Here is a 20,029-nt window from a genome sequence, read left to right on the forward strand (position 1 = left end):
TGGAGATATCAGTGCGAAGAACGATTTTAATTGCCGGCCTGATTTTATGTTCCTCTGCGTTTGCACAGCAAAATACAGATGAGCAAGAGAGTGGCGTAGCGGAAACGGCAAAATCAGTGATGTCTAACATCGTCAGCTTTGGTAAAAACCTGATGGATGGTGCCAGTGAAGGTGTGGTTGATGGACGTAAAACAGGGCAGAGTACTGATGGTGCTGTACTTATCAATACGCTGGAAGATCTCAATAAGTATCTGGAAACCGACGTTATCGCAGTGACCGCCCATGCGGAGAGTGGTTGCTATGTTGAAGTTGGTTTTAAAAATCAAAATGACTTCCCCGTGCGGTTAATCGACCTGGATAGCTCCGAGGCAGTGATCCTTATTGACCAGGATGGCTATGCAACCAACTTGTTTAGGGGCAAAGGAAACCCTGAAGAACTCACGATTCCCAGTAATGCTGGACGCAAACAAAAGTTCTACTTTGCTATAGAGTGGGATCAAGTGCGTGAAATCCGAATTCTCGGTAAAGTCATGCAACCATAGCCAGTAACTGGTGCTGGAGAGAAGTGGAGCTGCGGCTGGGGTTGTGGATACCCAGCCTGCTACGCGGCTAATCCACTTCTTGAAATAGCTTTTGAATAGATGAGAAGTCCAAATCACTACCTCCGCGCAAATTGAGAATTCCATAGAGATTGCGCGCCATTGAGCCGAGAGGCGTATAGCTCTTACTCTGAGTGGCGGCTTCCTGAGCCAATCCCAGGTCCTTACACATAAGTCTTACCATAAAACCACCGCTATAGTTTTTACTCGCTGGAACTTCGGGCATTACTCCGGGATAGGGATTGTAATTTTGTAGGGACCAGTTGGCTCCTGAACTCTTTAACATAATGTCGGAGAGCACATTGGGGTCGAGTCCATTATCTACCCCCATTTGTAGGGCTTCAGCGGTACCAATCATATGAATAGCCAGCAGCATATTGTTACAAATCTTTGCTGTTTGGCCAGATCCCGCTGCTCCGGCATAGAAAATATTGCTACCCATTGGCTCTAGAACTATCCGGGCCCTATCGACATCACCAGCCTCTCCCCCACACATAAAACTCAAAGTTCCTTTGCTAGCACCCGCCACTCCCCCGGATACCGGGGCTTCAATGGCTTGCAGGCCTTTGATTCTGGCTTCACGAATAAGGCGCTTAGAACTGTTGGAAGAAATAGTGGAGCAGTCGATAATCAAACAGTCGCGAGAAATACTGTCGAGCAGTTTGTCGGTATCAATATACAGGCACTCAACCGCCGCGCTATTAGGCAGCATGCTTACCACAAAACCTGCTTCCTCGACGGACTCTTGGGGAGAGGAACACTTTTTGATACCGCTTTCTACAGCGGCATCCAGTATTTCAGTGACCGGGTCAAACCCTTTAACTTCAAAGCCCGCCTTGACCAGGTTGGTGGCCATAGGCAGTCCCATATGGCCCAATCCTAAAAATGCGACTGTTTTAGTCATGCTGCTCTCCGGTTAACATTATTTGAGCTGTATGGTTAAATTGGTGTGCTCTGCATGCTCTATATCGCTGTCAAACCAGCGTGCTGTAACAGTTTTGGTTTCGGTGTAAAACCGTACAGCTTGTTTTCCATAAGCGTGTTGATCACCATAAAAAGACGCTCGCCAGCCGGTAAAGCTAAAGAAAGGTAACGGCACTGGAATAGGCACGTTAATACCGACTTGCCCCACTAATATTTCGTGTTGGAACTTACGTGCGGCAGCGCCACTAGCCGTAAATATTGAGGTGCCATTGCCATAGGGGCAGTTATTGATTAATTGGATTGCTTCTTCCAGGGAGTCGGCATTTACCAGGCAAAGTACGGGACCAAAAATCTCGTCGGTATAGATCGACATGTCCGAGGTAACATCGGCAAATAGGGTGGGACCAACCCAGTTCCCATTGGGAAACCCTTCGACAGTAATTTCAGAGCCATCTAACACACAGCGGGCGCCTTCCTTTTTGCCCTGGGCGATATACCCAAGCACCCTCTCACGAGCAGCGGGTGATATTAGTGGGCCGAAGCCCGCTTGCGTATCCTTCCAATGACCGGGCTTGATAGCTGACATAGCGTCTTTAATGTCGTCTACCCATTGTTGTGTCTCCCCAACAAGTACAGCGACGGAAATCGCCATGCAGCGTTGCCCGGCAGCTCCGATGGATGATCCAACAATATTATTAATAGCCGCAGCCTTATTGGCATCGGGCATCACGACCATATGGTTTTTGGCACCGGCAAAAGCTTGAACTCGTTTTAGGTGCTGGGTACCCGTCTGGTAAATATGCCGCCCCACGGGGACTGAACCAACGAATGAAATGGCCTGAATGCCGGGATGCGTTAGAAGAAAATCCACCTGTTCCCTGCCGCCATGTACTACCTGTAAAACACCTGCAGGAGCCCCAGCTTCAGCAAATAATTCGGCCAGTTTGCAAGGCGTGACAGGGTCCTGTTCAGAAGGTTTCAGAATAAAAGTATTCCCACAGGCAATCGCCATTGGAAACATCCATAGTGGAATCATTGCGGGGAAATTAAATGGTGTGATCCCCGCACAAACTCCAATAGGTTGTAGATAGGAGTAACAGTCGATGGTGTTGGCAACATTCTCTACGGTTTCACCCATCATTAGTGAAGCGATATTGGCTGCATGCTCAACAACCTCAATACCGCGCCAGACGTCCCCTTTGGCATCCTCAAAAGTTTTACCTGTTTCCTCGCTGAGGATTTCAGCCAGCAGCTCCTGATTTTCTTTCAGAAGCGCCTGATACCTCAACATAATCCGCGCTCTTGCGGTAACCGGCGTATTTCGCCATTGGTCAAATGCTTCTTTGGCGGAAATTACTGCATTCTCCAGTTCAGTCTGGGTAGACAATGGCACCTGTGTAAGAACATTGCCGGTAGCGGGGTTGGTTACATCCAGCCACTCAGTACTATTGGACTGAATCCACTCACCACCAATCATTATTGGTAACTTGGAAGGAATATTCTTATTCATGTTAATTAAAGCGCCGAGAGGAGGGGATTTTATCCAACAGTTTAGGTGTTTTTTCGCGATTAAAGAGGAATATCACGCTGCTTTTATGATTATCCACTTTTACTGAGCAGAAGGTTGATGGACCAAAAAATTAAAATAAATGTATTTGATTATCTTTGTAGAATAGATCGCAAATAATTAACACCCATAAGAAATGAAAAAATAATCTTGCACTGTACGGCTAGTATCTTGTGGCTGGCAATTCGGCTTTGGATTAATGCCTAGCTTAAATGTTGTTGTCGTAATGTAACTAGTGAAGAGTAAAAGAGGATTATTCAATGTGTTTTATGATAAAAAGAATACTGATTGCAATCGGATTTATGATATCTCCCATGTTTGTTGGTGCTACCACTCTAAGTGACTTAAGTGCACATGAGCCTAGCTCTGACGAAACCTGGGCCGAGCAATGGTTCTATAACATTGCAATTCCCGATGTGGGATATTTCAAAGTTAGTTTACAAACCTATATTGCACCTGACTTTGCAGTTGCCAAGCCTAAAGCCTATATCCATTTAGCTTTTTCTTCAGAGACCGGAGCTACCACGAAGTATGATCTCTTTTTTGATGAAGTGATCTTGAAGCACCCCGAAGGTATTGATAAGTTCTACTATGAAGTACCGGGAGTAGTTGTGGCCGATGAGCAGGGTGTACAGGTCTTACACCCAGATTTCCTGTTTAATATGGAGTGGGCTGGTGAACACCACCATTACTGGCATGGGTTAAACCCCGGTCAAACCCCTTTTGGGTTTATTCCTGAGATACCTGGGGTAGGAGGAAAGTGGTTCCTATATACGGTCGGTACCCCAGTCAATTACAGTTATTTTGATGGTTCTATGTCTCTAGCCGGTGCTGGCTATGCGCAATTGGATAAGGGCTGGTATGACAAAGAATCCAGTGCCGGTATGATCTATTCAATGGGGCTAACAGATGACCTCTACTATATGATTACCGGAGCTAAACTGGGTGACTCAGAGATTGAAATGTGGGCGGGGCGATATGTTTCTAAAGAGTATGACCTGATTTTTTTACCGGCTTTTAATGGTTTCTCTGTTAAGCGGGAAACAGATGCTTGTTCAGGTTATCTAGAAGTTGAACTTAACAAAATTTCATACAAGTTAGTTGTCGAAGCAAAAGCAGACATTGCCAGCTTTTATCCGCTGGAGTTTCCCTCTGTAATTATTTTTGGTGGTGAGCAGAGTTATATGAAATCCATGCAGGCAGATGTCAACTTCTATCTGTATCAATTTGGACAGCTGAAGGAGCAAATTCAAATGCCTCAGGCCTTACTAGAATTTAGTGGGCCATTGGCGTGTGATGATTTTTTTGATTAAGAAGAGTGGTATAAAAGAAGAAATTATTGGGTTTGCAGGAGTTAAATTAACTCCTGCAAATACTTTATTGTATCTGATGGAGAGCGTATTGTATCCATGCAAAGAAAATAGGTTTTCGAAATTTGTGTGAGCAATTGCAAAGCTTTGAGGCATTTTAGTTGTACATAGTTCTTTATGAAAAAGCTTAAATTCAATGTTTTTGGTAGAGAAGTCTTGATCGAAAGGCAGTCGAATAGCTGGGCCACATTCTATCAGGGCAATGAAGGTAAGCGTCGCAGTGCCGGGATATCAATACCTTCAGAAATTAGTGAGAAAGATTTAGCCCAATACTTGGCAGATATCTGCCATGAATGGGCAAGTGAGCGGTACCCTGCTGTGGAGCGTATAAATACAAAATAAGTATATAGAAATTTGGCGGACGGTGGTGATCCAACTTTTCTTGAGGTCGTATTATAAAAGACCAATAACTGTAAGAAATCTGAGGTCGCCAAGGCTGTATTAGGAAAACGATGTAAAGTTAAGTAGAAAATAGGTGAAGCAAGTACCAAGGGCACCTGCTTCATATAGATAAATAAATATAAATATGGACTTAAATTCTTAAATTACTCACCTACTCCAAATTTATTCGGGAAACTTCCTCTTTGTGACTAAAGCCATTAGTCTCAAGATTGGTTTTCAACTCTAGTGTATAGGTGAGCAGGGTATAGTCTTTGGCATCGGCTTTACAGGTAAAGCCCATGGATTTTGCGAAACTGTCCACTCGTCTATTTTGTGCTGACTCAATCGAATAGATTCGTTCAAGCCCCTGATCCTGAGCGCAGTTGATGAGTCGCTTTAACATTAAGCGTCCCAAACCTAACCCCTGCCAGTCATCGCTCACCACAACGGCACACTCACAAGCGCGTCCGTCAACGTCAAGTGCGTAGTGTGCTATAGCAACGGCTCTCTGTGCTCTGTCACTACTGCAGAGTGCAATAAAAGCTTCATGTACATGGTGGTCGTTATCTGTGAGTAACTCCAATAGCTTTTGGCTGGCTTTACAGCTTCCGCCAATAAAGCGATCGCGGCGAGTTTCTGGAGACAACTGTTCAATTAGTTCTTTCTCAAGCTGGCCATCACTGCGACAGATGGGGCGTATTGAGACTTTGCGTCCATTGCCGAGGGTGATCAGCTCAACTTGGTGTTCAGTATTCACACTGTTGTTGGGTGACATAACGGTTCCTATCCTGGCTGCTTTGAGCAGCTTTGTTTTACAAGTTCGCAACGGGATGGGGTACCTCAAAGATAGACGCTCGCGCTGCGAACGTGAAACTATGTTACGGTCCTGAAGACGACCTCCCCAACAACTGCTCTGTATAAACCTATAAAGGAAAGGAGTTTGGCTGGGTGAAACTATACAGTCAGCCTTTGTGTGGTATAGTACCGCCGCTGATTTTTCTCAGCTGCGTCATTTGTAGGCCGGTGATCCGCCGGTAGCCCCTCCGGAACTTTTCAAAAATTCTTCCAGGAAATTTCTACTGAATGCCGCGCGCCGGTTACGAGGACTGGCGATTAGACGGCTGTACACGCTGGGAGCAATACAGGCTCCCGATGTCGACTCCGATTTCTCTCTTCATTCCCTCAGGGGGAGTGAGTGTGTTTGATTGCGCCTGCGGCGCAGTTCGAGGTTTATTTATGTTGTTTGAAGATCTGGGCCTTGCCCAGGAGATTGCCCGTGCCGTTGCAGAGCAGGGATACACTGCGCCTACGCCAATCCAGGCACAAGCTATTCCAGCGGTAATGAAGGGCAGCGATATTATGGCCGCAGCCCAAACTGGTACCGGTAAGACGGCTGGCTTCACTTTGCCGCTGTTGCATCGTCTTAGCCAGGGTGAGCGCGCTAGAAAAGGGCAAGTACGCGCACTGGTGCTCACTCCAACCCGTGAATTGGCGGCTCAGGTTTTCGATAATGTGCAGGGGTACAGCCAGTACCTGCCTATGCGCCATGCGGTGGTGTTTGGTGGTGTGAAGATCAACCCCCAGATTTCTCGTCTGCGAGGCGGAGCGGATATTTTGGTAGCTACCCCTGGGCGCTTGCTGGATCTGCACAATCAAGGTGCAATTCGCTTCGATCGCTTAGAAGCTCTAGTACTTGATGAAGCAGACCGCATGCTGGATATGGGCTTCATCCACGATATCAAACGAGTATTGAGGATTTTACCGGCTAAGCGTCAGAACCTTCTATTCTCCGCAACTTTTTCACCAGATATTCGTCAGCTGGCGAAAGGCTTGGTAAAAGATCCGCTGGAAATTGATGTCAGTCCACGCAACTCCACTACTAAAACGGTGCGACAGAAGCTCCATCCTGTGGATAAGGCTCGAAAAACGAAACTGCTTAGTCATTTGATTAGGGATAATAACTGGCACCAAGCTTTGGTCTTTAGTCGAACTAAACATGGTGCCAACAGGCTGGTAAAACAGCTCGAAGGTGACGGCATCCTGGCAGCAGCCATTCATGGTAATAAAAGTCAAAATGCACGAACTCGTGCCCTGGCGGACTTTAAAGCCGGCAAAGTACAGATTCTTGTGGCGACTGATATCGCAGCCCGAGGCATCGACATTGACCAGCTGCCCCAGGTAGTAAATTTTGATTTGCCCAATGTGCCTGAGGACTATGTCCACCGTATTGGCCGCACAGGGCGTGCAGGCGCTCAGGGGCAAGCGGTATCCCTTGTTAGCGCTGATGAGATTAAGCAGCTTCGCGATATTGAGCGCTTGATCGGCAAGCCAATTCCGCGCGAGGAAATCGAAGAGTTTGAGCCGGACCACCAGGTGCCCGCATCCGGTAATCCAAAGCGGGGTGGGTTGCAAAAGCCAGGCTCCAGCAAGCGCCCAGCGGGTAACTCTCAGAAGAGTGATGGGCGGCGTGAAGTGCGCGGCAATAGCGAGGAGCGTCGGGGCAACCGCGGTAATGGACGCGGTAAGCCTGAGGGGCGTGGAAATTCTAGCAGCCGCAGTGGTAACGCCTCTGCGGGTAAAGGGGCCCCAGCTAAGCGCACGGGCGGTAACGGTAAAGGGCGCGGTGCTGAGGCTGGTCGCAGTGATGGACAGAAGCCACAACGAGCTCCGAGACGGCGTCCTAGTAGAGGACGTTCGGAAAGCGCTTAGCGTGTTTAATTAAAAGAAATAAAAAAGCGGCTTAGGCCGCTTTTTTATTTCTTAGAAAAAACCTAGGAGGTCCCTTTTAACTTTATCTATTTACCTGCCTAATTTACTTAAAGAAATACATTTTTTGAAAGTTAATTTTTAAATTTATTTTTTCGGTACTAGTGTCTGCTTTTGTGTCTTTTTCTTGATATTTTATTTCATAATTGATCACACTTCATTTTCACATTTTGTGCTAATTTGCTTCCGCTTTTGAAGCGATTTTACACAAGGAGATGTTGTGAAGCTTAAGTTACTCTCGAAATTCTTTGTTCTTCCCTCTATTACCTTTCTATGTGCAAGTGCTGTGAGCGAGGAAGTTCAATTTCAGCCAGCAGAGATTTATTCGACAGGGTCAAGAGCGGAGGCTGTCGCCGTTGCGGACATGAATAATGATGGTCGTGATGATGTGGTAGTGAGTACCTCCAGTAATTTTGATCCTGAGAATGATTTTAAGCTAAAGATATTTTTACAAGATGAGTATGGACAGTTACAGGAGCCCGTAGATTATTTACTGGATGGAGATGGCACAATTCTACCAAAATCCATTGATGTTGGGGATTTAAATGGTGATGGACTTCTGGATATTGCAGTTGCATTTGGCGGTGAGCGAATAGATATTTTCTCGCAGCTTCATGATGGGACACTAGTGTTAAGTGAATCTATCAGTTCATCTCGATCTAGCAAAATAGCTGTTGCAGATGTTACGGGGGATGGAATTGATGATATTGTTGGAATAGGTTCTGAGGAAGTTGGACTTGCCATTTATGCTATGAAGGATGATCCGATAAATAATCGTTTGTCCTATATATATCTTATGGAGCCTGATGATTCAATCAGCTTGGCTCTCAAAGATATGAACAGAGATGGTGTTGAGGATGTTATTACAGTTGTCAAGCAGTCAGAGCGTAGTGCTTTGGCTGTAATGCTTTCCGAGTCAAATGGAAGTTTTGCTCCAATACAATATTATGAAATTGATGAGGCATTTTCAGTAAATAACATTTCAGTTGATGATTTGAATAGTGATGGTCGTGCTGATATATGGCTTTCTGTCGATGGAGATGATTCTGATACTACTGAAATGGTTTTTTATCAAAAAGATAATGGGATATTAGAAAATACTATCTTTGCTCCAGTTGAGAATGCATATGGAATATTGCTGGCCTATGACTTAAATAATGATTTAAGTAGCGAATTTATAGCAGTTCCTTTGCAGGGTAATACGATATCTATTCATAGAAAATTAAGTAGTGATAGGATGTTGGAGCATTTTTCATATGATATACCAGAAGATTCTTATAATAATTTTCAGGGGATAGATGTAGGGGATATTAATAGCGATGGAATTCCCGATGTTGTTATTGCAAGCCCCTCTACCGGTTTGGTCTTGTTGAAGGGAAATACCCAGGGTACTAACTTGGCACCTTTAGCTGATGCAGGAGATGATCAAGAAACCAGAAAAGACCAAATAATATTGTTAGATGGCACTCACTCATCTGATAGAGATGGAAGCATTATAGATTATCGCTGGAGACAGCTGTCAGGTTCCCCTGTAACATTAAATGACACGAGTAATGGGTTTGCTACTTTTCTCGCACCTTTATCTAAATACTCGTATTTGGGTATGGATGAATCTTTGGTTTTCGAATTAGAAATTGAAGATAATGAAAATATAGTTTCTGTTGATAAAGCAATCATTACTTTGGATGGAAATATTCCTCCTACAGCAATTACAAATACCTTTCAGGTAGTAGGTGCGGATGAGGTTGTAACCCTAAATGGTAGTTCCTCAAGAGATTTATTCGGAGAGATTATTAGCTATGAGTGGAAACAAGTAGCGGGTGAGCCTGTAGAGTTGGAGCAAGAGTCAGAAACTACTGTCAGTTTTTCTAGTCCAGTATTAATATCTAGCTATCCGTTTATATCTTTTGAGATATTGGAGTTTGAGTTAGTAGTCACTGATAACGAAGGTCTGGAAAGCAGTGTTATTGCTCAAGTTAATGTACAGAAGCTTGCTCCGCCAATGGCAATTCCCGTCGCTGCCCAAACAGTTTATTCTGGGGAAGAGGTTCTTCTGGATGGTAGAATGTCCAGTGATGCTGACGGTGAAATCATTAGTTATAACTGGCGTTCGCTTTCCGATATTGACGTAGTTAATTATCCTAATGGTACAGCTAGCTTTATCGCACCTATTATTTCTGCTGAATCGAGAGCCCTCCTTACTTTTGAGCTGGAGGTTGAAGATAATGATGGTCTTAAGTCGACTAGTATGATTAACGTGACTGTGGAGCGGAATATGCCTCCAATAGTACCTTCTGATTTAATGAAAATCGTTCAGCCGAACTTTCCCGTTACCCTTGATGCTTCAGGTGCCTTTGATAGGGATGGAGAAATAGTAAGTTATCAATGGCAGCAAGTATCTGGTCCTTCAGTTGCTATAGCTAATTCAAATAGTATTTCCGCTAATTTTACTGCTCCTTCGGAGCAGGCCACGTTAGTTTTTGCTGTAACAGTGATCGATGATGATGGAGAAAGTAGCACTTTTGACACATCAGTTAGAGTTTATGAGTTGATCCCTTCAAATTAATAGATGGAGCCCCAACGGGGCTCTTTTTTACTTTTATTCTGCCTATCTCTATATGCTTATTTGATCTAAGTTTTTTAATAATATTAAAAAATGGTTTTCCTCCAAGCAGTGTGATGGTTGCTTGAGGTTTCTATAAAATATATTTCCTCTAACTCATTGTGTGCGTTCATATTTTAGGTCTTGGTAATTATGATTTGAGACTAGTGTCTGCTTTGCCATTTAATTCTTTGGGTTTTGCTTTTATTTCCATATTTTGTGCTAAATTGCGCCCGCTTTTTAAAGCAAATTACACAAGGAGATGTTGTGAAACTTAAATTACTTGCAAAATATTTTGCTCTTTCCTCAGCTGCTTTTCTGCTTGCAAGCACTGCAATTGGAGAGGTTCAGTTTCAGCCGGTAGAGATTTATTCCACAGGATCAAAAACAGAGGTCATCGCTATTGCTGATTTAAATAATGATGGACTTGATGATGTTGTACTAACTACATCGAGCAATTTTGATCCAGAAAATGACTTTAAGCTAAAAGTATTTCTACAGGACGAATTTGGTGGCCTGACTGAATCTATTGATTACCCCCTTGCAGGTGGAGAGGCAAGTCTGCCTCAGTCTATTACCGTAGGTGATCTTGATAGCGATGGTTTGAAAGATGTTATTGTCGGAGTTGGTGGCGGCGTAACTGAGCTATACCTGCAAGATCCTGCGAACGGTTTAGTATATGCGGAATCCTTGGATAACTCCTATTCTGAGCGAGTCGCAATTGCCGACCTTGGCAATAATAATAAAGGAATCCTTGGAGTTAGTTGGGAAGAGAATGGTGCTGTAATAACCCATAAAGTAGGGGAGCCACCTACCTTTGTGAGTACCGCTAGCGATCTAGCTATTGAAAGTCCAGGGCAGGTGGCACTGGGTGACGTGGATGGAGATGGTATAACAGATATTTCTCTAATTGCTAACGGTTCCCCCCAAAGTAGGTTGGTTGTTCTAGCGCCGGATGATTCTTTGAGGTTGAATGAAATTATCAGTATTGAATTAGATGGAAATGCTGATGTCAATGAAGATATTAAAATAAAAGGAATCGCAATTGGTGACCTTAATAATGATGGCCGCAATGATATTTCGTTATCAATAGTGGGTGGAGGGCAGGATAATTTAAGAATCGCTGTATATTACCAGGGAGAAGATAGCTTATTACAGCAACCTGAAATTCACAGCTTTGGAAGTCCTCCTGGAGAGCTTTTAATAAAAGATATTGATAATGATGGCCTTGCTGATTTAGTTGTCTTGCCGGACAGTGGAGAGTTCTTAAGAATTTATCAACAGCAAGATGATGGTACCTTGGCTTTGAGTGAACAAATTGCCATTCCTGGTGCAACTTATACTAGCCCCCAGAGTATGGCTAGTGGAGATATCAACGGGGATGGTATTGCGGATATCGTTGTCGCAAATCCGTTACAGGGATTGGTTATATTAAAAGGTGGTGCTGGGTATATCAACCAGCCACCCACGGCTATCGCCGGTGAAAATCAAACTGCTGAAGGTAATTCGGCGGTACTGCTCAATGGTACTCTGTCTTCAGATTCCGACGGCAGTATTGTGGCTTACCGCTGGACACAGATTTCCGGTACTCCTGTTATCTTAGATGACTCTGGTAATGGTTTCGCTAGCTTTACCGCGCCCTCCGAAATTACTGGAGTTGTACAGGAGTTAATTTTCGAGCTGGAAGTTGAGGATGATAAGGGTCTAAAGAATACTAGCATAGTGGCGGTTAGTGTTGGAGTTAATTTAGCTCCTGTTTTGATAGTCGACCAGCCAATGTCAGCATTTACTGCCGGCCAAGAGGTTACATTATCCGCAGGCCAGTCTTATGATCCCGATGGAACCATCGTTAGCTATCATTGGCAGCAGGTTTCTAGTGGCCCGCGTATTGAGCTGAAAGAGCTTGATGATGGTTCCGTAACCTTTACTGTTCCAAGGATAGTTGCAGAGCCAGGAGTGTCTTTCTCAGCACTAGTATTTACGATTGAGATTGAAGATAACGGTGGTGCAAAAACTGAACAGAAAAGGTTTTTTTTTGTTAAGGTGTTAACACCTCCTGTGGTCGGAAGCACTTTTCTAATAATAGTAGACCCAGGCGAGGAAGTCTTGCTTAAAGGTTGGGTTGGGGATAGTGACGGCCATATTGTAGATTATCGCTGGCGCTCACTCTCTGATATTGATATCGAATTAACAGTCCACGCCGACGGTAGTGCGAGCTTTTTAGCGCCCCAAGTTCCTTTGGGTACAGAAGTAGAACTGAAGTTTGAACTTGAGGTCGAGGATAACGATGGCCTGACAGCCACGGGTTTATTTACTGTAATTGTTAAGCAGAATATGCCCCCAAATATGGGTGTTGGAACTATGAGAGTGGTTCAACCGAATACAAATGTGACTTTAGATGGTTCCTATTCAAATGATCCAGATGGATATATTGTGAGCCAACAATGGGAGCAAGTATCGGGTCCACCCGTTGAATTAGTAAATGCTAATAATTTAATTGCCAATTTTAAAGCTCCAGCAGAGCCAGCTGTATTGTCATTTAAATTGAGTGTCACTGATGACAGAGGGGCGACAAGCCAAATGACCGTCAGCGTAGATGTTGAGTTAGTTCCCCCGAAAGTAATAAGCACTACTCAAGAAGTTGAGCCCGGTGAAAATGTCTTACTGGTTCCTGGCATTTCTTGGGATGTCCCTGGTGCGCATATTGTCGACTATCGCTGGAGTTCCCTCTCCGATAGGGGGATTGAATTGATAACTCACACTGATGGTAGTGCGAGTTTTATAGCACCGCAAAACCCGGGAAGTGAGTTTACTCTGGAGTTTGAGCTGGAGGTTGAAGACAACAATGGCCAAATAGTAACGAGTATATTTACGGTAATCGTAGAAGGGAACATTCCACCGTTTATGGTTATTGCATATGGGGCTGTTGGCGGTGTTAAGATTAATACAATTTCGACCTTGAGCGGTGGGGCTTCAAGAGATCAGGATGGAACTATTGTGAGCCAGAAATGGGAGCAGGTATCTGGCCCTGCAGTTGAATTGATTGATGCGGACAAGCTGACTGCTTATTTTATGACACCAGCAGAGCCCGCCACTTTGTCTTTCAAATTCAGCATTACGGATGATGATGGAGCAACAACTGAAAAAACTATAACCTTAGATGTTGAGGAATAGATAATTGTGAAAGAGAGCCCCAAGAGGGGCTCCTTTACAATTACTGTTTTTTATAGTTCGCCATATAATCCAAAGTTAACAGGGTCAGCGCTTCAGTACCCTTACGCAAAGCGTCCTCATCCACATAGAAAAGCGGTGAGTGATTGCTTGGAGCTTGGCTAGCATCCTGATCCCTAGGAGTTACTCCCAGGAAGTAGAAAAAGCCAGGGACCTCATTGGCGTAGTAGGAGAAATCTTCTGCCCCCGTGATTTTGGGTACTTCTACAACATTCTTGTCGCCGACAGCAGATCTCAGAATAGGCAGGGCCATTTCTGTCAGCTCCGCATTATTTATCGTTACCGGATAGCCCTCCAGAATCTCCACATCTGCGCTTGCACCGGAGCTTTCAGCAATTAACTCCGCAGTGGTTTTTAAGCGTTTGAAAATTTCTGCACGGTTATCCATATCAAAATTACGGATGGTGCCATTCAGATAGACACTATCGGGAATGATATTGTTACGGACACCACCGTCAATACGTCCGAAGGAAACGACTGCGGGCTCTTTGGTGATGTCGATCTGGCGGCTGACAATGGCTTGGGTGCCCATTACGACTTGTGCGGCGGCGACAATAGGGTCCACTCCACCCCAGGGGCGTGAGCCATGGGTTTGGCGGCCATTGATGGTAATACGGAATTCATCGGCAGCGGCCATAAGCGGGCCCGAGCGATAGCCGATGACGCCGGTGGGTAGTGATGAAGTGACATGCTGGCCAAAGGCCACGTCCGGCTTGTACTTCTTGAAGATCCCTTCTTTGAGCATCAACTCCGCGCCACCTTCTTCATTGTCCGGTGCGCCTTCTTCTGCGGGCTGGAATATAAACAAGACGTTTCCAGCCAGCTCATCGCGAAGGCCTGCCAGGACCTCGGCAGTGCCCATCAGCATGGCCACATGGGTATCGTGGCCACAGGCATGCATAACGCCAACATCTTTACCTTGGTAAGTGGTTCTCGCTTTGGAAGCGAAGGGCACATCGGTTCTCTCGGTGACTGGCAGAGCGTCCATGTCCGCGCGCAAGGCAACAGTTGGTCCCGGTTTGCCGCCTCTCAAAAAGCCCACAAGGCCGGTATGGGCGATACCTGTTTCAACTTCAAGGCCCAGTGCACGTAAGTGTTTTTCAATATATTTGGCTGTTTCAAATTCGCGATTGCCCAGTTCTGGGTTCTGGTGCAGGTGGCGACGCCACTCGATCACTTTGGATTCAGTATTTTCCAGCAATTGCTGAGGCTTAGGATCGCTTGCAAAGGCATGAGTAGCCAGCAGCGATGCACCGATTGCGATGGGCAGGAGTAGTTTTTTCACAGCACAATTCCTTCATTCTCATTATCGTCGCCCGATTTTAACTCAGATCTTGCGCAGCCGACTCCCTCAAGCTGTCTTGCCTTTATATATTTTGAATTTCCGCTGTTGACATGATGTACCGAACGGTTCAAGATGTTCTGTATAGATTGTGGAAAGAGCTATAACCACAGAACAATGAGGGCTGCAGGAGGTTCTCAAGGTTTTCACGAGACTGGGTGATACAGAAATTGATACTGGTTGGTCATAGGTTGGTCATAGGTTGGTCATAGGTTGGTCATAGGTTGGTCATAGGTTGGGCAGGCTGTTGTACTGCTGTTTTAGTGGGCGCAATGGAATGCCCAGAAGTAGCTACGGTGTCCAAGGCTATTGGTATTGCTGACCAATCACTTTGGGCCTAAATACGTGATTAAAGTAATGGTTGGAAACAATTAGAGATGTTTAACTTGTCGAGCCCCTAATTATTTCTTAGAGGATAATTAACGAGTTAATTTATAGTGATAATAATTGGCAGGTTACTAATATATCTGCCTGTCTTAGGCATATATTAATAATTATTATATTTATTGTTAGATTTACGATATTTTAAATTAGGTATTCTCTTAACTCTACGGCTCTCTGGTGGTCGCCCCTGTGTTGGGGAAAGATAAGCTTTGCCTGATAGTTGGCTACCATTAATTACAAAGAAGTGGTTCTTATAGCGCCAAAAGCGATAATTTTTTATTGATGTCTCGGCAATATATACGGTTTGGCTGATGGCATTAGTGTGCCTTTTTATCAAATTTTGTAGCTGATCTTATATTGGCTATTACGGGATTCTGTGGCCGTAAGTAAATACCCATTTGCTTAGGTTGTTGATTAATTATTTTTCTATCAAGTTGTTTGAAGGAGCTGATTTCATGTCATCCCCCCAATTACCTTCGAATTGGGTCAGCCGTTATGCGGATTGGCTTATTCGATATCGATGGCTGGTAGCCATTGGCGCACTACTGTTAGCCTTCTTTGCGGTAAGCGGAGCAAGATTCCTGGGTTTCAACAATGATTACCGGGCATTCTTTAGTGAAGCTAATCCTCAACTACAAGCTTATGAGCAAATCCAGCGCACTTACACTAAGAATGACAATATTCTGTTTGCGGTAGTGCCAAAATATGGCAATGCCTTTTCCAATGATGCCCTGGCAGCCGTAGAGGAGATGACCGAGAAATCCTGGTTGTTACCCTATGCGCTGCGGGTGGATTCAATCACTAACTTCCAGCACACCATTGCTGAAGAAGATGACCTTCTGGTACAGGACTTGGTGGAAAATGCCAGCAGTTTAGATGCAGAAACCCTGGCTTCTATCAAGGCTGTAGCGCTGGCAGATCCCACTTTGAAGGAGCGCCTGGTAAATAGTGATGGCTCCGTTACAGGGATAAATATCACCTTCCAGCTTCCACAAAAATCCATGCATGAAACCCCTGAAGCGGCTGAAGCTGCACAGGCATTGATGGAAGAGATTGAGGCAAAATACGATGTAGAGGTCTATGCGACCGGTATTATTTTACTGAGTAATGCATTTTTTGAAGCCTCTCAGTCAGATATGAGCACCTTAGTTCCGCTCATGTACCTGGTGATTATTGCAGTTGTATTTTTATTGGTGCGGAGCTTCAGTGCGACTTTTGCAGCGCTGTTGGTTATCGTCTTCTCCATGGCCGCAGGCATGGGTTTGGCCGGTTTTATAGGTGTTAAATTGACACCGCCCTCCGCTTCTGCGCCCACCATTATTATGACTCTCGCAGTGGCGGACTCGATACATATATTGGTGAGTCTATTTGCTGCAATGCGCCGTGGACTCAGCAAGCACGATGCAATTAAAGAGAGCTTGCAGCTCAACATGGGGCCCGTGTTCTTAACTTCGATCACTACCGCCATTGGCTTTTTGTCGATGAACTTTTCCGATGCGCCTCCCTTCCACGATCTGGGTAATATTACCGCGATGGGTGTGATGGTGGCTTTCTTCTTATCGGTTACCTTACTGCCTGCATTGATGGCGATACTGCCAGCCAAGAGTCGCGCCAGTGAATCCAAAATTGGACGCTCCATGGATACTCTGGGAGATTTTGTGATTCGCCGTCAGCGCCCGATACTACTGGCGGGAGTCATTGTCTCGTTGGGATTACTGGCAATGATTCCAAACAATGAGATTAATGATGACTTTGTTGGTTACTTTGATGAATCTGTGGAGTTCCGAACCGATTCAGATTATATCAATGACAACCTCTCCGGTATTTACCAGCTGATTTACTCGATCGAATCCGGTGACAACAATGGTGTTAGCAATCCGGAGTTTCTTGCCAATCTGGAGCGTTTCACTGAGTGGATGCAGGCCCAGCCCGGGGTGCGCCATGTCAATACCATTGGCGATACTTTCAAGCGCTTGAACAAAAATCTGCATGCTGACGATCCGGCCTACTACAGGTTGCCTGAAGAGCAGGAATTGGCAGCCCAGTATTTATTACTGTACGAGCTGTCTCTTCCCTACGGCTTGGATTTAAATAATCAGCTGAATGTGGCTAAGTCGTCGACGCAGATTATTGTGACTCTCGATAACCTCAAGTCGAAAGAACTCAAATCGGTAGCGGATGCCGGCAGTAATTGGCTGGAGAAAAACATTGGTGTAACTGCCTATGGTGTAGGTCCGGCGATCATGTTTGCCAATATTGCCGAGCGCAATATGGAGGGCATGTTGGTGGGCACTCTGGTTGCGCTGGTGTTAATTTCTGCACTGATTGGTATTGCCCTGCGCAGTGTCAAACTCGGTTTCTTAAGCTTAATTCCCAACTTGTTGCCGGCCGGCCTGGCATTTGGCCTCTGGGGTGCACTGGTAGCTGAAGTCAATGTGGCTGTCACTATGGTGACCGGTATGGCACTGGGTATTGTGGTAGATGACACAGTGCACTTCCTCAGTAAATACCTGCGCCAGCGCCGTGCAGGCTATAACGTGGAGGACGGACTGCGTTACGCCTTCTCTTCAGTGGGTGTAGCGATAGTTGTGACCTCAGTCATTCTGATTGCCGGATTTATGGTGTTGGCCCAGTCCTCCTTCGGTATGAATTCTTCCATGGCACTTCTGACCGCAATTTGCATTTTGATGGCCTTGCTGGCGGATTTCCTGCTTCTTCCGATTCTCTTGATGAAGCTCGATGCCAAGGCGTACGACCCCGCTATCACCCCTATTGAAAATAAGGAGCAAAACTATGCAACCCAGCCGCTCTAATAAACCGTTTTTGACACGGGCCCTAGCAGGTGCCCTGGCTCTGGCAGCTTTATCTGTTTCTGCCAGTGAACTGGATCTGGCCGCAGAAAAAGGTCTGGAAATTGCCAAGGAGGCGGACCGCCGCGACTTGGGATTCGGCGATCTCAGCAACAGCCTAACAATGACCCTGCGCAATAAATATGGTGAGGAGAGTGTGCGGGCTATGCGCACCAAAACTCTGGAGCAGGAAAATGACGGAGATAAATCCCTGGTGATTTTTGACAACCCTCGGGATGTAAAGGGCACAGCATTTTTGTCCTTTACTCATAAAGTGGGCTCCGATGACCAGTGGCTCTATTTGCCTGCTTTAAAGCGAGTAAAGCGTATTTCCTCCAGTAACAAGTCTGGACCATTTATGGGTAGTGAATTCTCCTATGAAGATATCGCCTCACAGGAGGTGGAGAAATACACCTATAAATATTTGCGCAACGAGTCTTTCGATGGCCGCGATCACTTTGTTCTGGAGTTGGACCCGGTTGATCCTAAATCCGGTTATTCCATTCAACACCTTTGGGTTGATACAGAGGAGTACCGCGCATGGAGAACCGACTATTATGACCGAAAAGGGGACCTGATGAAGACCCTCACGATTTCCGACTACAACCAGTACGGCGATCAATACTGGCGAGCCAATAAAATGGAAATGGTTAATCACCAGACTGGTAAATCCACAGAGTTGTTGTACGGCGACTGGGTATTTGGCAATGGTTTTACCGATCGCGACTTCACCAAAAATAGTCTCTCCAGGGCGAAATAGGGATTGCGCCCATGGTTAACCGAAAAATACTCACTTTGTTGCCACTATTGGCGGCGTTGAGTCATATGGCTGGAGCAAATGAGTTGAGCGGTTATGCGGGCCTGGAGGCCCGCGCATTCACCGCAGACCCTTTGGATTCAGCACAAAGTGATGCCGGTCTTTCTGCGTCTTTAAATCTCGAGTACTACCGAGATTTTGACGATGGAAACCAGCGTGTTGTGGCCAGTGTCTTTGGGCGCTGGGACAGTGAGGATAGCGATCGCAATCACGCGGATCTCGGCGAGCTTTACTGGTGGAAAGCTTACGATAGTTTCGAGCTTTATGCCGGGGTGCGCAAAGTATTTTGGGGAGTTACTGAAACCGTGCACTTGGTGGATGTGATTAACCAGGATGATGCGTTGGAAAATATCGATGGTGAAGACAAGCTTGGCCAACCCATGATTAACCTCCTGATGGAGCGTGATTGGGGAACACTGGAGGTGTACGGTTTACTGGGTTTTCGTGAGCGTCAGTTTGCTGGCCGGGAAGGGCGATTACGTGCTCCGCTGCCGGTGGATGAGGATGCTGCGGTCTATCAATCTGACCGGGAGGAAAAGCACATAGATTGGGCCTTGCGTTACAGCCATGTACTTGGAGATTGGGACCTGGGCCTCAGCCATTTTTCCGGCACTAATCGGGATCCATTATTATTGCTTACGGAAGATGGCTTGCTTGCGCCTTACTATGCACAGATCGATCAGACGGGTGTGGACATCCAAACTACCCGTGGAGATTGGTTGTGGAAGTTTGAAGCTATTTCATTTAAACCTCGCGGTGAAGGTCGCCAGACAGCGGCTGTCGGCGGTTTCGAATATACATTTTATGGTATTGGCGAAACGGTCTCAGATCTTGGGGTATTAATGGAGTATCAATTTGATGATCGTACCGGACCTTGGTCTACGACCAGTCAAAATGACATTGCGATAGGTGCGCGATACGCTCTAAATAATACGCAGGATACGGAGCTTTTATTTGCCGTAAGTACCGATTTGGATAACGGTAGTCGTTTTTCCAATCTGGAACTGACCCACCGACTAAATGACCGCTGGTTAATGGAAGCGGAAGCGCGTTTTTTCGGTAATGCCGATGAAGAAGACCCTACCTACAATTTGCGCAACGACGACTATTTTCAGTTGGAATTACGTCGCTATTTCTAAAAGTTAATTCTCACAGGAATACCCCCATTCCCACCCCAAAGAGGCAAGAAGTTTTGGG

General features: G+C 45.6%; 13 protein-coding genes. 9 read left to right on the top strand and 4 right to left on the bottom strand.

Features of this window, described 5'->3' with window-relative positions:
* The first annotated feature begins 11 nt into the window (after positions 1-11).
* Complete coding sequence (locus ACJJIW_RS08640; protein ID WP_444895923.1) at positions 12-542, top strand: hypothetical protein; 531 nt, start codon at positions 12-14, stop codon at positions 540-542.
* A 67-nt stretch (positions 543-609) separates the two neighbouring features.
* On the opposite strand, the gene mmsB is transcribed toward ACJJIW_RS08640, so the two are convergent.
* Together mmsB and ACJJIW_RS08650 are read right to left on the bottom strand one after the other, a co-directional pair.
* Positions 610-1,503 (bottom strand): 3-hydroxyisobutyrate dehydrogenase, encoded by an 894-nt coding sequence (mmsB, locus tag ACJJIW_RS08645; protein WP_444937112.1) that lies wholly within the window; start codon positions 1,501-1,503, stop codon positions 610-612.
* A gap of 18 nt (positions 1,504-1,521) precedes the next feature.
* Positions 1,522-3,033 (bottom strand): CoA-acylating methylmalonate-semialdehyde dehydrogenase, encoded by a 1,512-nt coding sequence (locus ACJJIW_RS08650; RefSeq protein ID WP_444937113.1) that lies wholly within the window; start codon positions 3,031-3,033, stop codon positions 1,522-1,524.
* Positions 3,034-3,359: 326 nt separating this feature from the next.
* Here ACJJIW_RS08650 and ACJJIW_RS08655 point away from each other — a divergent pair, with 326 nt between their 5' ends.
* Both ACJJIW_RS08655 and ACJJIW_RS08660 read left to right on the top strand, forming a co-directional pair.
* The gene (locus ACJJIW_RS08655; RefSeq protein WP_444937114.1) at positions 3,360-4,403 is read left to right on the top strand and encodes a hypothetical protein; all 1,044 of its coding nucleotides are present in this window, start codon (positions 3,360-3,362) and stop codon (positions 4,401-4,403) included.
* Positions 4,404-4,577: 174 nt separating this feature from the next.
* A complete protein-coding gene (locus tag ACJJIW_RS08660) occupies positions 4,578-4,802 on the top strand; it encodes a DUF7661 family protein (RefSeq protein ID WP_444937115.1) in 225 nt (74 codons plus the stop codon).
* 211 nt (positions 4,803-5,013) lie between these two features.
* Here the strand turns inward: ACJJIW_RS08660 and ACJJIW_RS08665 are convergent, their stop codons facing one another.
* Positions 5,014-5,616 (bottom strand): GNAT family N-acetyltransferase, encoded by a 603-nt coding sequence (locus ACJJIW_RS08665; protein WP_282931039.1) that lies wholly within the window; start codon positions 5,614-5,616, stop codon positions 5,014-5,016.
* Between the two features lie 461 nt (positions 5,617-6,077).
* On the opposite strand from ACJJIW_RS08665, the gene ACJJIW_RS08670 reads away from it, so the two are divergent.
* From ACJJIW_RS08670 to ACJJIW_RS08680, 3 genes are all read left to right on the top strand, one after another.
* The gene (locus ACJJIW_RS08670) at positions 6,078-7,550 is read left to right on the top strand and encodes a DEAD/DEAH box helicase (protein WP_444937356.1); all 1,473 of its coding nucleotides are present in this window, start codon (positions 6,078-6,080) and stop codon (positions 7,548-7,550) included.
* 277 nt (positions 7,551-7,827) lie between these two features.
* Positions 7,828-10,173: an FG-GAP repeat domain-containing protein gene (locus tag ACJJIW_RS08675; protein WP_444937116.1), complete on the top strand. Its 2,346-nt coding sequence runs from the start codon at positions 7,828-7,830 to the stop codon at positions 10,171-10,173.
* A gap of 234 nt (positions 10,174-10,407) precedes the next feature.
* Positions 10,408-13,383 carry a PKD domain-containing protein gene (locus tag ACJJIW_RS08680; protein ID WP_444937117.1) on the top strand — a complete coding sequence of 992 codons (2,976 nt, stop codon included), beginning with the start codon at positions 10,408-10,410 and terminating at the stop codon, positions 13,381-13,383.
* 40 nt (positions 13,384-13,423) lie between these two features.
* On the opposite strand, the gene ACJJIW_RS08685 is transcribed toward ACJJIW_RS08680, so the two are convergent.
* A complete protein-coding gene (locus ACJJIW_RS08685) occupies positions 13,424-14,725 on the bottom strand; it encodes a M20 family metallopeptidase (protein WP_413663523.1) in 1,302 nt (433 codons plus the stop codon).
* Positions 14,726-15,621: 896 nt separating this feature from the next.
* Between ACJJIW_RS08685 and ACJJIW_RS08690 the strand changes: the two genes are divergently transcribed.
* The 3 genes from ACJJIW_RS08690 to ACJJIW_RS08700 are packed head-to-tail and all read left to right on the top strand — an operon-like array spanning position 15,622 to position 19,971.
* Positions 15,622-17,979: an efflux RND transporter permease subunit gene (locus ACJJIW_RS08690; protein ID WP_444937118.1), complete on the top strand. Its 2,358-nt coding sequence runs from the start codon at positions 15,622-15,624 to the stop codon at positions 17,977-17,979.
* The gene (locus ACJJIW_RS08695; RefSeq protein ID WP_413663521.1) at positions 17,960-18,775 is read left to right on the top strand and encodes an outer membrane lipoprotein-sorting protein; all 816 of its coding nucleotides are present in this window, start codon (positions 17,960-17,962) and stop codon (positions 18,773-18,775) included. The genes ACJJIW_RS08690 and ACJJIW_RS08695 overlap by 20 nt, the downstream gene beginning before the upstream one ends.
* 11 nt (positions 18,776-18,786) lie before the next feature.
* The gene (locus ACJJIW_RS08700; RefSeq protein ID WP_444937119.1) at positions 18,787-19,971 is read left to right on the top strand and encodes a hypothetical protein; all 1,185 of its coding nucleotides are present in this window, start codon (positions 18,787-18,789) and stop codon (positions 19,969-19,971) included.
* The last annotated feature ends 58 nt before the right edge of the window (positions 19,972-20,029 follow it).

This window comes from Microbulbifer maximicatervae (SeqCode) (assembly GCF_052467815.1).

Bases quoted from the DNA above. Each gene is read 5' to 3' on its own strand.
- ACJJIW_RS08670 (WP_444937356.1), top strand. From the start codon at position 6,078: ATGTTGTTTGAAGATCTGGGCCTTGCCCAGGAGATTGCCCGTGCCGTT.
- ACJJIW_RS08700 (WP_444937119.1), top strand. From the start codon at position 18,787: ATGGTTAACCGAAAAATACTCACTTTGTTGCCACTATTGGCGGCGTTG.
- ACJJIW_RS08695 (WP_413663521.1), top strand. From the start codon at position 17,960: ATGCAACCCAGCCGCTCTAATAAACCGTTTTTGACACGGGCCCTAGCA.
- ACJJIW_RS08690 (WP_444937118.1), top strand. From the start codon at position 15,622: ATGTCATCCCCCCAATTACCTTCGAATTGGGTCAGCCGTTATGCGGAT.
- ACJJIW_RS08650 (WP_444937113.1), bottom strand. From the start codon at position 3,033: ATGAATAAGAATATTCCTTCCAAGTTACCAATAATGATTGGTGGTGAG.
- ACJJIW_RS08655 (WP_444937114.1), top strand. From the start codon at position 3,360: ATGATAAAAAGAATACTGATTGCAATCGGATTTATGATATCTCCCATG.
- ACJJIW_RS08660 (WP_444937115.1), top strand. From the start codon at position 4,578: ATGAAAAAGCTTAAATTCAATGTTTTTGGTAGAGAAGTCTTGATCGAA.
- ACJJIW_RS08665 (WP_282931039.1), bottom strand. From the start codon at position 5,616: ATGTCACCCAACAACAGTGTGAATACTGAACACCAAGTTGAGCTGATC.
- mmsB (WP_444937112.1), bottom strand. From the start codon at position 1,503: ATGACTAAAACAGTCGCATTTTTAGGATTGGGCCATATGGGACTGCCT.